The 12,664-nt window shown below is 71.2% G+C and carries 9 protein-coding genes; 7 read left to right on the forward strand and 2 right to left on the reverse strand.

What is annotated here, in order from left to right:
* Nucleotides 1-11 precede the first annotated feature (11 nt).
* Entirely contained in the window at nt 12-692 is a 681-nt protein-coding gene (locus tag VZL07_RS19730; protein ID WP_426757164.1) for a succinate dehydrogenase, read from the reverse strand.
* A gap of 262 nt (nt 693-954) precedes the next feature.
* On the opposite strand from VZL07_RS19730, the gene VZL07_RS19735 reads away from it, so the two are divergent.
* The 7 genes from VZL07_RS19735 to VZL07_RS19765 all read left to right on the forward strand — a co-directional run bounded on the left by VZL07_RS19735 (nt 955) and on the right by VZL07_RS19765 (nt 10,888).
* Nucleotides 955-1,839, forward strand: coding sequence for an Hsp33 family molecular chaperone HslO (locus VZL07_RS19735; protein WP_426757165.1), 885 nt, complete (start codon nt 955-957; stop codon nt 1,837-1,839).
* A gap of 34 nt (nt 1,840-1,873) precedes the next feature.
* Entirely contained in the window at nt 1,874-2,905 is a 1,032-nt protein-coding gene (locus VZL07_RS19740; protein WP_426757166.1) for a Leu/Phe/Val dehydrogenase, read from the forward strand.
* A gap of 62 nt (nt 2,906-2,967) precedes the next feature.
* Nucleotides 2,968-3,753, forward strand: coding sequence for a phosphoribosyltransferase (locus VZL07_RS19745; protein WP_426757168.1), 786 nt, complete (start codon nt 2,968-2,970; stop codon nt 3,751-3,753).
* 27 nt (nt 3,754-3,780) lie between these two features.
* Entirely contained in the window at nt 3,781-5,697 is a 1,917-nt protein-coding gene (selB, locus tag VZL07_RS19750) for a selenocysteine-specific translation elongation factor (protein WP_426757170.1), read from the forward strand.
* Nucleotides 5,694-8,186 carry an ATP-binding protein gene (locus tag VZL07_RS19755; RefSeq protein ID WP_426757171.1) on the forward strand — a complete coding sequence of 831 codons (2,493 nt, stop codon included), beginning with the start codon at nt 5,694-5,696 and terminating at the stop codon, nt 8,184-8,186. The genes selB and VZL07_RS19755 overlap by 4 nt, the downstream gene beginning before the upstream one ends.
* Nucleotides 8,183-9,631 (forward strand): sigma-54-dependent transcriptional regulator, encoded by a 1,449-nt coding sequence (locus VZL07_RS19760; protein ID WP_426757172.1) that lies wholly within the window; start codon nt 8,183-8,185, stop codon nt 9,629-9,631. The genes VZL07_RS19755 and VZL07_RS19760 overlap by 4 nt, the downstream gene beginning before the upstream one ends.
* Nucleotides 9,632-10,132: 501 nt before the next feature.
* On the forward strand, nt 10,133-10,888 hold the full coding sequence (locus tag VZL07_RS19765) for a GNAT family N-acetyltransferase (RefSeq protein WP_426757173.1): 756 nt from the start codon (nt 10,133-10,135) through the stop codon (nt 10,886-10,888).
* A 205-nt stretch (nt 10,889-11,093) separates the two neighbouring features.
* On the opposite strand, the gene VZL07_RS19770 is transcribed toward VZL07_RS19765, so the two are convergent.
* Nucleotides 11,094-12,653, reverse strand: coding sequence for an NADH-quinone oxidoreductase subunit N (locus VZL07_RS19770; RefSeq protein WP_426757174.1), 1,560 nt, complete (start codon nt 12,651-12,653; stop codon nt 11,094-11,096).
* Nucleotides 12,654-12,664 lie beyond the last annotated feature (11 nt).

A 12,664-nucleotide genomic window follows, 5' to 3' on the forward strand; every position in this document is an offset into this window, starting at 1 on the left:
GGGGCATGGCGTCACGGAGGGGTGGCGCCCACGGGGCTGAAGGCGGCGCCCGCGTTGTAGAGCGCGTAGATGACCGCCCAGCTCATGGCCGTCAGCACCAGGAACAGGATGATGACCACCGGCTCGAACCGGCGCATGGAGCGCTCGCTGGCGAGCAGGCCCCAGCCCATGGCGAAGCCCTGGAGGCCGTTGGCCAGGTGGTACGAGGTGCCCAGCGTGCCCAGCAGGTAGACGATGAGGGTGGGCGTGTGGTGGTGCATTTCCCGGGCGATGTCCGCGAAGGCCTCCGGGTGACCCAGCATCAGCCGGGGCTGGAGGAAGGCCAGCCAGATGTGGGCGCCCAGGAAGAGGAGCACGCCCACCGCGCTCAGGCGCTGGAGGAGGTACTTGAGGTTGCCGTAGTTGTTGTAGCGGACGTTGTTCGGCTTGAAGCTGAACAGCCGCACGAGCCCCCAGCCGGTGTGCATCAGCAGGGGCAGCAGGACGATGATGAATGTGAAGACCTGGGAGAACGGGTTGGCGTAGCCCGTCACCGCGTTCTGCCAGGCGTCCGCGCCGTTGAACGCGGAGAGGTTGTCCCACAGGTGGTTGACGACCCAGATGGAAAGGGGCACCACCGCGAGGAACGAGCCCAGGCGGGACTTGAGGAGCGGTGTCTTCGTTTCTACAGCGGCAGCGGCTTGGGTGCTCATCGAATCTCCAGCGGCGGCGCGCGGGCGTCTTGCCGCGTCCACGGTCGAGGGCAGGTGACAGTCGGACGGCGGGTTATAGCCGTTCCAGTGCCAGGGCTGGATTTCTTCCGCATCCCGGCATGCCAGCACACCCACACGGAGGCATAAGGCTGACCTTATGCGTCACCCCGGGCCCCACTGCTGCCCGCCCGGCGGGCGGTGGGGCTCCCGCCTTCTGCCGTTGGCGCGCAATGCGGCCTCGGGCACGCTAGTTGCCACCGATATGTCCGACGAGCTTGTCAGTGGATTGTTGAAGAAGACGGACCTGCGCGTGGTGCTCGCCTCCACCACGGAGCTGTCGCGCCAGGCGCGGGCCACCCATGGCACCGCGCCCGCCGCCGCCGTGCTCCTGTCGCAGGCCCTCACCGCCGCGGCCCTGCTGGGGGTCCTGCAGAAGAACGACTCGCGCATCAACATCCAGTTGGAGTGCGACGGGCCGCTGCGCGGCCTCTTCGTGGACGGGGACACCTCCGGGCTCGTCCGCGGGTACGTGAAGAACACCCACGTGGAGTACGCCGGCGCCGACGGCCAGTATCACTGGCGCCCCGTGCTGGGGAACAAGGGCTTCCTGTCCGTGCTGCGGGATTTGGGCGGCGGTGAGTACTACCGCTCCGCGGTGGAGCTGGAGGCCTTCGACCTGGCGGCGGACCTGGAGCGCTACTTCCGCCAGTCCGACCAGGTGCCGTCCCACGTGCTGCTGGCGCAGCTGCCGGAAGGCGGAGCCGCCGAGCCCCTGGGCCGCGTCGCCGGCCTGCTCGTGCAGCCGCTGCCGGGCGGTGACATGGACGCCTTCGCGGCGCTGGGCGAGCGGCTCCGCCGGGACTTCGCGCCCGCGCTCCAGGCGCATGGCGCGGCCGGTGCGTCAGCGGTGCTGCGCGCGCTGATGCCGGAGCCCGACTTCGAGGTGATGTCGCGGTACCCGCTGCGCTTTGGTTGTTCGTGCAGCAAGGACCGGGTGCTGCGCGCGCTGCTCGCCATGGGCCGTGAGGAGCTGACGGACCTGCTGGAGAAGGAAGGGCAGGCGGAGGCGACGTGCCAGTTCTGCACGACGCGGTATGTCATTCCTGGCGATGAAATCCGCGGGATGCTGGAGCGCGGCGCTATTTGACTTGGCCGGGGCGCGACGATACTTGCCGCGCGCCATGAGCTACTTCACGCAACTGCTGGAGGGCGGCTACGAGGCCGTCCACCTTTTGAGCGACTCCAAGACGGGCCTGCGTGCCATCGTGGGCATGCACAACACGCGGCTCGGCCCCGGGCTGGGCGGCACCCGCGCGCTGGCGACCTATACGAGCGAGGAGGAGGCCGTCGCGGACGCGCTCCGTCTGGCGCGCGGAATGACATACAAGGCCGCGCTCGCCGGGCTGCCGCACGGAGGCGGCAAGGCCGTCATCATGCTGCCGCGCGGCGATTTCGACCGTGCAAAGCTTTTCGAGTCCTTTGGCCGCGCGGTGGAGTCGCTCGGTGGGCGCTACATCACCACCGAGGACAGCGGCACCAGCCCCGACGACATGGAGCACGTGCGCCAGCACACGAAGTATGTCGTTGGCCTGAAGGAGCGCAGCGGGGACCCGTCGCCGGTGACGGCGTATGGTGTTGCCCGGGCCATGGAGGCCACCGCGAAGCACCTGTTCGGCAGCCCGGACCTGAAGGGCCTGCGCGTCACCGTGCTGGGCGTGGGCCACGTGGGCATGTATCTGGTGAAGGAGCTGCACCAGCGCGGCGCCCGCGTGTGGGTCAGTGACATCAATCCCGCCAGCGTGCAGCACGCCGTGACGCAGTACGGCGCCACCGCGGTGGACGCCGACGCACTGCATCGGATGGAGGCGGACATCTTCGCGCCGTGCGCGCTGGGCGGCGCCATCAACGACGCCACCCTGCCGCTGCTGAACGTCAAGGCGGTGTGTGGCGCGGCCAACAACCAGCTCCTCACCACGCGTCACGGCGAGCAGCTGGCCCGGCGCGGCATCCTCTACGTGCCCGACTACGCGGCCAACGCCGGCGGCCTCATCAACGTGGCCCAGGAGTGGGCGGGGTATGACCGGGAGAAGGCGTACGCGCGGGCGTCCCACATCTTCGACACCATCGACACGGTGCTGACGCGGGCGAAGGAGTCCGGGCTCCGTCCCGAGCAGGTGGCGGACCGGATGGTCGAGGAGCGGCTGTCCGCCTGAGCGTCCCGGCGCGCCGTGCGTGTGTCGCCACGTGACAGTGTCACCTGAATGGGTGTGGCCGGATGTGGCCACCGTGCGGCCCTCGGAGTATGACGGGGCCGCACACACCCCAGCCGGAGTTCACCGCCGTGGCGACCAAGCGGGCAGCGCCCGGGCCCAAGGCCCCGGGCCAGAGCAAGCCCACCGAGAAGGCCTCCTCGAAGAAGTCCCCCGCGCCGACGTCGTCTCGGATGCGGGCGGAGAAGCTCGTCTCCATCCCCGATGACCTGGTGCTGGCGCCGCAGGTGGAAGCGCCGCGGCAGCCGACAGGCAAGGACCAGTCGAAGGGCCGCGCCTCGTCCGCGGGCGTGAAGGAGCTGTCCTGGAAGGAGTTCGACCGGGCCGTGCAGCAGCTGGCCGGCTCCATCCAGGAGACCTTCGAGCCGCAGGTGGTGGTGGGCGTGGCCCACGGCGGCGTCTTCGTGGGCGGCGCGCTGGCGGGGGCGCTCGGCTGTCAGTTCTTCCCCGTGCGCATCAGCCGCAGAAGCCGGGACCGGGGCAGCGCGGCGCCGCGCACGTCGAAGTCGCCGCAGCTCAGCGGGGAGATGCCCGCCGAGCTGAAGGGCCGCCGCGTGTTGATTGTGGACGACGTGGCGTCCAGCGGCGACACGCTGGAGCTGGCCACCGCGCTGGCGCGCGAGGTGGGCGCGAAGAAGGTGGCCACCGCGTGCCTCGTGACGAAGCCCGGGGGCTTCTCGCCGGACTACTCCGCGCTCTCCACCGCCGCGCTCATCGTCTTCCCCTGGGATTACGAGCCCTCCACGGGCGACGCGCGCTTCGACGAGGACCCGGACAAGGCAGGCGCATAGGCGCATGGGCCTTGGCGCGATGACGCCATGATTATCGGGACGGCGGGCCACATCGACCATGGCAAGACGTCCCTGGTGAAGGTGCTCACCGGCATCGACACCGACCGGCTGAAGGAGGAGAAGCGCCGCGGCATCACCCTGGAGCTGGGCTTCGCCCACCTGACGCTGGATGACGGCAGCGTGGCGGGGGTGGTGGACGTGCCGGGGCACGAGCGCTTCGTGAAGGCCATGGCCGCCGGCGCGGGCGGCGTGGACCTGGCGGTGCTGGTGGTGGCCGCGGACGAGGGCGTGATGCCCCAGACGCGCGAGCACCTGGACATCTGCCGGCTGCTGGGCGTGAGGGCGGGCGTGATTGCCCTCACCAAGTCGGACACGCTGGCGGAGCTGGGGCCGGAGTGGCGCGCGCTGGTGGAGGCGGACCTGGCCGCGCTCACGGCGGGCACCTTCCTGGAGCAGGCGCCGGTGGTGGCGTGCTCCGCCCGGTCGGGGGAGGGCCTGGACGCGCTGCGCGCCGCGCTCACCCGGGCCGCCGCGGCGCTGCCCGAGCGCCCGTCGGAGGGGCCGACCTTCCTCCCCGTGGATCGCGTCTTCACCATCAAGGGCTTTGGCACGGTGGTGACGGGCACGCTGCTGTCGGGTGCGCTGGCGGTGGATGACGCGGTGTCCCTCCTGCCAGGGCTGCCGGGGCCGCTGCGGGTGCGAGGCGTGCAGCGCCACGGGGCGGCCGTGTCCAGCGTGGCGGCGGGGCAGCGCGCGGCGGTGAACCTCACCGGCGTGGAGCCGGAGGCGCTGCACCGGGGCATGGTGCTGGTGCGCGCGGGCGAGCTGCCGGAGACGCGGATGCTGGATGTCGCGCTGACGCTGCTGCCCGCGGCGCCCGCTGCGCTGCCGCGCCGCTCGAAGCTGCTGCTGCACCTGGGCACCGCGCAGGTGGAGGCCACGGTGGCGCTGCTGGACGTGGAGCGCCTGGAGCCCGGTGAGACGACGCTGGCGCAGTTGCGGCTGGCCTCGCCCGTGGGCGCGCTGGTGGGCCAGCGCTTCATCCTGCGCGGGGCGCGGGCGTTGCCGGGACGCGGTGCCACGGTGGCGGGGGGCCGCATCCTCTCCATCGCGCCACCGCGGCGACGCAAGGGCGGCGCGGCGGTGGTGGCGCCCTTGCTGGAGGCGGACCCGGTAGGGCAGGTGGCCTGGCTGCTGCGGCAGGCCGGTTATCGCGGGCTGACGCAGCCGGAGTTGTTCGGCCGCTCGGCGCTGGCACCCCGGGGGCTCACCCGTGCGCTGGAGCTTCTGGGGGCGCGAGGCGGCGCGCTGCTCATCGACCGGGAGCGGCGGCTGTACGTCTCTGGAGACGTCTTCGAGGGCTTGCAGGGCCGGGCGCTGTCGTTGCTGGCCACGTTCCACGAGCGCGAGCCCCTGCGTGACGGCCTGTCCCGCGAGGAGCTGCGCCAGCGGTTGTCGCCGGCGCTGGATGCGCGGACCTTCCAGCGCGTGTTGCAGGCCCTGGTGGAAGGAGGCCGGGTGGAGCTGGAGCGGGACGTGGTCCGCCTCAAGGGACGGGGCCGCACGCTGACCCTGGGGGAGAACGCCGCCCGCACGCGGCTAGCGGCGGAGCTGTCCGCCGCGGGTCTGGCGCCCCCCACGCTCACCGAGCTGGAGCAGCGGCTCCAACTGCCCGGCGCCCGGCTGCGCGAGCTGCTGGGCGTCCTGGTGGCGGAAGGCGCGGTGGTGCGCGTCGCGGAGGGCCTCTGGTTCGAGGCCCGGGCGCTGGCGGCCCTGCGCGAGCGCCTGGTTGCCCACCTGCGTGAGAAGAAGGAGATTACCACCCAGGACTTCAAGGAGATGGTGGGGCAAAGCCGCAAGTTCGTCATCCCTCTGTCCGAATACTTCGACCGGGAGAAGGTGACGCTCCGGGTGGGAGAGAAGCGGGTGCTGCGTCGCGGATGAGTACGAAGCGCTACAGCGAGGCGGACCTTCGCGTCCTCATCGAGCCGTTCCGCAACCCCGTGCTGGTGGTGGCGGACGAACGCGTGCTCGTCGCCAACGACGCATATGTCGCGCTGCTCGGCCTGTCGCGGGCGCAGGTGGAGGGCCGCTCCGTCATGGACTTCGTCCAGCCGGAGGACCGCAGCCGCCTGGTCGAGCGCTACCGGCGCGTGGCGGCCGGAGCGCCGCTCGACGCGAGCTCGCAGCTGTTCCAGGTGCCGTGCTCGGATGGCGTCACGCGCGAGGTGGCCGTCTTCACCTCCCGCCTCGAGCTGGAGCACGGCGGCTCCGCGCTGCTGCTCAACTGCCTGCCCGTGGAGGGCCGTCCCCCGGAGATGTCGGTGGCCGAGCGGCTCGTGGAGACGTCCGCGGGGCTCGTCGCCGCGCACTCCGAGGACGCGGTGCGCCGCGTCGCCCTGAAGGGGCTGGAGGCCGCGGGCTTCCGGGCCCGGCTGCTGCGCTGGGAGGGCGAGGGCCTGCTGGCCCGGGACGGTGCGCCGCTGCCCGCGGACGCGCACCTGGGCCTGGAGTCGCTCGCGGACGGGCGCCCCGTGTTCGGGGGGGCCGAGCAGTCCGCGCCCAGCCATGTCTACCTGCCGGTGGGCGGCCCGCAGGCCGAGGTGCTGTGGGTGGAGGGACAGTGGGTGGCGTCGCGGCACGGCTCGGTGCTGATGCTCTTCGCCAAGGTCGTGGGGGCCGCGCTGACGGACGCGCGTGTGCAGGCGGACAGCGCGCGCAGCCGCTGGGAGCTGGAGGCGGTGTCTCGGATGGCGCGCTTCGTCGCGCAGCCCTCGCCGCCCTCGCAGGAGGACTTCCTGGAGCGCGTCGCGACCCTGCTCCAGGCGGACGCCGCGGCCCTGCATGTCTCAGTGCCCCCGGACGGCTCGCTGATGCTGTCCTCCCACGTGGGCCTGAAGGACGTCGCGGACGCCCGGTGCCTCACGGCCGTGCTGGTGGGCGGCACGGAGGGGACGTTGTCCTCGCCCGCGCAGGACGCGGCCCTGGCGGAGCTGTCCGGTGGCCGGCTGGGGGCGGGCGCGGCGGTGTGCCTGACGCGCGGTGGAGAGGTGTGCGGCGCGCTCCAGGTGCTTCGCGCGCCGGGGCGGCCCTTCGCCGAGAGGGACTTGCGGCTGCTGGGCACGCTGTCCGAGCTGCTGGTGGCGCTGCTGGAGCAGCGCCGCCTGCGCACCGAGTCCGCCCGGCAGCTCACGGAGACGCGCCTGCTGCTGGACCTGGCGCGCACCACGTCGGGTGTGCTGGAGACGTCGAGCATCCTGGACGTGGCCGCGGACTTCCTCGTCCGCCTGCTGGACGTGTCCAACTGCTACATCCTCCTCTACGACGAGAGCGCCCGGCTGCTCCGGGGCGCCGCGGCGTCCATCGCGCACCGCGATTTCTTCCGCACGGTGGTGCTGCCCCTTCACGGGGACGGGCTGTCGGCGCGGGTGGCTCGCGAGCGCCGGCCCATCGCCGTGGAGGACGTGGGCGCGGTGGAGGGGGGACTCACGCCGGAGCTCGTGCGCCGCTTCGACGAGAAGGCGCTGCTCGCGCTGCCGCTGACGTCGCGCGAGGAGCTCATCGGCGTGGTGGTCGTGGATGACACGCGGGGGCCGCGCACCTTCGGGCCCGAGTTGATTGAGCTCGCGGAGGCCACGTGTGGCCAGCTCGCGCTGTCCATCGCCAACGCGCGCCTGTACGAGTCGCTGTGGGCCAGCTACGCGGAGCTGGCCGCCACCCGCGCGGAGATGGTGAAGCGCGAGCGCCTGGCCGCATTGGGCGAGCTGTCCGCGATTGTGGCCCACGAGGTGCGCAACCCGCTGGGCGTCATCTTCAACGCGGTGGCCTCGCTGCGCCGGCTGCTGGCGCCGGGCGGGGACGCGGCCATGCTGCTGGACATCCTGGGCGAGGAGAGCGACCGCCTCAACCGCATCGTCGGCGACCTGCTGGACTACACGCGGCCCAGGGACCCGGTGCTCCAGCAGGAGGATTTGGGGCGCGTGCTCCAGGACTCGCTGGAGGCGGCGCGGATGCAGGGCGGCGGGGCGGACCGGTCCATTCTCATCGAGTCCGACGTGGAGCCCGGGCTGCCGCCGGTGCCCATGGACCGCCGCCTCATCCGGCAGGCGCTGGTCAACGTGGCCGTCAACGCCATCCAGTCCATGCCGCAGGGCGGGCGGGTGCAGGTGCGCGCGCGCCGTGAGGCCCATGCGGGACGCGAGCAGCTCCGCATCGACGTGGTGGACCAGGGGCCGGGCATTCCCGCCGAGCTGCTCCACCGCGTCTTCGAACCCTTCTTCACCACCAAGGCCCAGGGGACCGGCCTGGGCCTCGCCGTCGTCAGACGCATCCTCGAGGAGCACCGGGGCGAAATCGCCGTGGACAGCATCCCCGGTCGCGGTACCACCTTCACCTTCCGGCTGCCGCTCTCGCAGCCTCCGTCCTTCCCATGACCGAAGCGAACACTCCGCCGAGCCGAGGTCGGCTCCTCGTCGTGGACGATCAGTGCAACATGCGCGCCACCACCGCCCTGCTGCTGCGGACGGAGAACTACACCGTCTTCGAGGCCGCCACGGGCGAGGAGGCCCTGGCCCAGCTGGCGAGCGGCAGCATCGACCTGCTGCTGACGGACCTGAAGATGGAGCCCATGGACGGGCTCACGCTGCTGCGGCGCGCGCTGGAGGTGGCGCCCCGGCTCCAGGTCATCATGATGACGGCCTTCGGCTCCATCGAGAGCGCGGTGGAGGCCATGCGGCTGGGCGCCTACGACTACGTCACCAAGCCCTTCAAGGAGAGCGAGCTGCGCTATCGCGTGGAGCGCGCCCTGGAGCGCGCGCGCCTGCTGCGCGACGTGGACAACCTCACCACCGACTTCAACCAGCGCCATGGCCTGTCCGCGCTGGTGGGCCGCAGCGCCGCCATGCGTGAGCTCACCTCGCGGCTGATGCGCGTGGCGCAGAGCGATGCCACCGTCCTCATCCAGGGGGAGAGCGGCACCGGCAAGGAGCTGGTGGCCCGCGCGCTCCACGCCCACAGCCGCCGCAAGGCGCGCTCCTTCGTCCCCGTCAACTGCGCGGCCATCAGTGAATCGCTGCTGGAGAGCGAGCTGTTCGGCCACGCCAAGGGCGCCTTCACGGGCGCGGTGAAGGCCCGCCGTGGCCTCTTCGAGGAGGCGGACGGCGGCACGCTCTTCATCGACGAGGTGACCGAGACGAGCCCCACCTTCCAGTCCAAGCTGCTGCGCGCGCTCCAGGAAGGCGAGGTCCGTCGCGTGGGCGAGTCCACCGCGCTGCGCGTGGACGTGCGCATCGTCGCCGCCACCAACCGCGACATCGAGCTGGAGGTCCGCGACAAGCGCTTCCGCCAGGACCTCTACTACCGCCTCAACGTCGTGGCCCTGCGCGTGCCGCCGCTGCGCGAGCGCCTGGAGGACGTGCCCGCCCTGGCGGAGCACTTCCTGGAGCGGGCAAACGCCCGCAGTCCCAACCCCAAGCGCCTGTCCGCCGCCGCCGTGACGCACCTGATGGGCTACAGCTTCCCGGGCAACGTGCGCGAGCTGGAGAACCTGGTGGAGCAGGCCGCCGCGCTCGCCGAGGGCGACGAGCTGCTCCCCGAGGACTTCCCGCTGCGGCAGGGCCGCCTCACGCCCGTCCATGGCACCCCCAGTGTGGCCGTCCCGGACGGGCAGGGTGGGGGGGCGGGGCGCACGCCCCAGGCCGGGCCCACCCTGGCCCAGGTGGTGGAAGAGGCGGAGCGTCACGCGATTACCCAGGCCCTGGAGCGCCACGGCGTGGACCTCGCGCGCGTCGCGGATGAGCTGGGCGTGTCCTCCACCACGCTGTGGCGGAAGATGAAGCGCCTCAACCTCCGCCCCCCCAGCGAAATGGCGCGGGAGTAGCCCTCCGGTAGGAGCCAGACTCACCTATGTAACTTTCTCGCGGCCGTGGATTCAGATCCGAAATGGGCGGGTTCATAGGTGAAAAAGAAAACCAGCCGAAATCATTGGCCTTTTTCACTTATGAAACGCCATTGCAGCCCTGAAATGGAGCCGCGGGGCAAGGCAATCGTCAGCTAGTCCTTCAAGTGCTTGAGAAAACTAGAGTTTCTCCCTGAGAGGCGACTGGCACGGCGACTGCTAAAGGAACACGCGGGACACATCGAAGCGAGGCTGAAGGCGGTTCCCCCCCACCCCTTCAGCACTTCCGGTGAGTCACCTTGAGAAGACCCGCGGCCCGGCACCTCTTTGGGGTGTCGGGCCGCCTTCTTTTCCGCGTCTGATGGCTTCGCCAGCACGCGACGAAAGGAAGCCACGGTGGGTCCGCAGCGGAATCAATGGGTGGTGAGGCCTGGGCGCCCGGAGGACCATGCGGTCTTCTCGCGCCTCTTTCTGGAGCTAGGGGTGGATGACCCTCCACCCCCCGAGTCCGTGTGGGCCGGTGAGTTCGCCCGGCACTCCCTGTTCGCGGAAGCCGCGGACGATGTGGGGGCTTACGCCGTGGCGGAGCCCATGGGCGACCTCGGGTACGTGGGCCAGCTGGTGGTGGCGCCGGCCGCACGAGGGCAGGGGCTGGGGCGGCGGATGATGACGCACGTGGCCGAGCACCTGCGCGCACAGGGTTGCACACGGTGGACGCTCAACGTGAAGCGGGACAACGTACCCGCGCTCGCGCTCTACACGTCGCTGGGCATGCAGCGTGTCCGTGAGGCCGCGACTCTTCGCGTGACGCGCGAGCAGGTGGCGGCGCTTCCCAGCTCGCCGACCGAGGTGTCGGTGGTGTCATTGTTGCTGGAAGACTGCGCTGCGCTGACAGCGGCCTTCGGAATGATGCCCGGCAAGCTGGAGCGCTTCGCCACCCGCGCTTCGCATCAGTTGCTGGGGCTCGTCGATGCCGGCATGCCGTCACGGCCCTGGCTGGGGATGATGGACCTACGTGCCTCGGGGCCGGTGCTGTTTCCCTTCTTCGCGAAGTCTCCCGCGTATGCCCGGACGTTGCTGGAGGACGCCTTCCTGCGAGTGGGGGACGGCGTGTCCTCGATGAACGTCGTGGTGACGGACGACGCGTTGCTGGCACGCCTGCTGCGCGAGGCTGGAGCGGAGACGCGACTCGAGACGCTGGAGCTTCGCGGCCCGTTGCCGCCAGCCGCGGCTCGCTGACATGCGGTGAGGCGCAGGCGCGTCGGCAGCCGCCGCCACCAGGCGTGACGTGCTGACATGTCGTGAGACGCAGGTGCTCCGGCGTTCGCTGCCACCGTATGCGGCCCGCTGACGTGCCTCGTACCGAAGGCGAAGCCCCTGAAAACACGACGCCCGCCCGGGCGCGGAGCCGGGGCGGGCGTGGGGTGCCGGCAGGACCGGGGCGTTACTGGCCGAAGATGCTGCTGGCCTGCTCCAGCCACGCCATGACGGGGCCGGGGATGATGCCCAGCACCACCACGCCGGCGGTGGACAGCACCAGCGCCAGCTCGGTGGACCAACTCCGCTCGAGCGTCTGCGCGCCCTCGGGCACCGGCCGCATGAACATGTAGACCACCACGCGCAGGTAGTAATAGACGCCCGCCGCGCTGGACAGCACGCCGACGATGGCGAGGCCGATGAGGCCCGCGTCCACGGCGGCCTGGAAGATGAGCAGCTTGCTCATGAAGCCGATGGTCGGCGGGATGCCACCCAGCGACAGCATGAAGGCCGCCATCGCGAAGGCCCAGCCCGGCTTGCGCTGCGCCAGCCCGCTGAAGCGCTCCAAGTCCCACGCGGTGCCCTTCTCCTCGTCCTCGCGGCGCTCCAGGACGGAGACGATGGCGAAGGCACCCACCGCGCTGAACGTGTAGGCCAGCAGGTAGTAGAGGATGCCGCGCAGCGCCTCCGCGCGGGCCAGGTCCAGCGGGGTGCCACCCGTCAGGGCGGAGGGCCCCAGCAGGCGGAACTGCTCGCCCGGCCCGGTGACGAAGAGGGCGGCCACGCCCACCAGCAGGTAGCCGGCGTGGGCAATGGACGAGTACGCCAGCATGCGCTTCACGTTGCGCTGCGGAATCGCCAGCAGGTTGCCCGCCACCATGGTGAGGAAGGCCAGCACCGAGAAGAGGCCCAGCAGCATCTGCGGGTCCACGCCCTTGCCCACCATGAAGAACACGCGGACCATCGCCGCGAAGGCGGCCGCCTTCACGCCCGCGCTCATCAGCGCGGTGACGGGCGTCGGCGCGCCCTCGTAGACGTCCGGCGTCCACATGTGGAAGGGCACCGCGGCCACCTTGAAGGCGAAGCCCGCGCCCACCAGGATGATGCCCGCGTACACCAGGCCCGGCTGCGACGACAGGGCCGTGGACAGCGGGCCCGCCATGGCCGTCAGGTTGGTGGTGCCGGTGGCACCGTACAGCAGCGCCGCGCCGTACAGCAGCACCGCGGACGAGAAGGCGCCCAGGATGAAGTACTTGAAGCCCGCCTCGCTCGGCCGCGTGCCGCGCCGCAGGTACGACGTCAGCGCGTAGGTGGCGATGGAGAGGACCTCGATGTTGACGAAGAGGGTGATGAGCTCGTTGGACATCGCCAGCAGGCTCATGCCCGCCGCGGCGAACAGCATCAGCGCGTAGAACTCACCGCGCTCCGCGCCGCGCTTGCGCAGGAAGCTCACCGCGCTCAGGGCCGCCAGCGCCAGGCCCACGCACACCACGAAGGTGAGGAAGCTGGAGAAGGGGTCCATCACGCCGAAGCCGAGCATCACCTCCTGGGGCGGCTCGAACATCACCGACAGCGCCATGGCGCCGGCCGCCACCGCCGTCACCACGGTGAGCACCGCCTGGTACGCGCGCGACGCCGTCGAGGAGAGGAACACCTCCGACAGCAGCAGGATGGAGGCACCCACCACCATGATGATGGCGGGCAGCAGCGGGAGGAAGTCTGCCAGGCTGAGATTGGGCAGGGTCATGTCGAAAGCTC

The organism is Pseudomyxococcus flavus (assembly GCF_050038885.1).
GTDB classification, from domain to species: Bacteria; Myxococcota; Myxococcia; order Myxococcales; family Myxococcaceae; genus Myxococcus; species Myxococcus flavus.

Bases quoted from the DNA above. Each gene is read 5' to 3' on its own strand.
- VZL07_RS19730 (WP_426757164.1), bottom strand. From the start codon at position 692: ATGAGCACCCAAGCCGCTGCCGCTGTAGAAACGAAGACACCGCTCCTC.
- VZL07_RS19735 (WP_426757165.1), top strand. From the start codon at position 955: ATGTCCGACGAGCTTGTCAGTGGATTGTTGAAGAAGACGGACCTGCGC.
- VZL07_RS19740 (WP_426757166.1), top strand. From the start codon at position 1,874: ATGAGCTACTTCACGCAACTGCTGGAGGGCGGCTACGAGGCCGTCCAC.
- VZL07_RS19745 (WP_426757168.1), top strand. From the start codon at position 2,968: ATGTGGCCACCGTGCGGCCCTCGGAGTATGACGGGGCCGCACACACCC.
- selB (WP_426757170.1), top strand. From the start codon at position 3,781: ATGATTATCGGGACGGCGGGCCACATCGACCATGGCAAGACGTCCCTG.
- VZL07_RS19755 (WP_426757171.1), top strand. From the start codon at position 5,694: ATGAGTACGAAGCGCTACAGCGAGGCGGACCTTCGCGTCCTCATCGAG.
- VZL07_RS19760 (WP_426757172.1), top strand. From the start codon at position 8,183: ATGACCGAAGCGAACACTCCGCCGAGCCGAGGTCGGCTCCTCGTCGTG.
- VZL07_RS19770 (WP_426757174.1), bottom strand. From the start codon at position 12,653: ATGACCCTGCCCAATCTCAGCCTGGCAGACTTCCTCCCGCTGCTGCCC.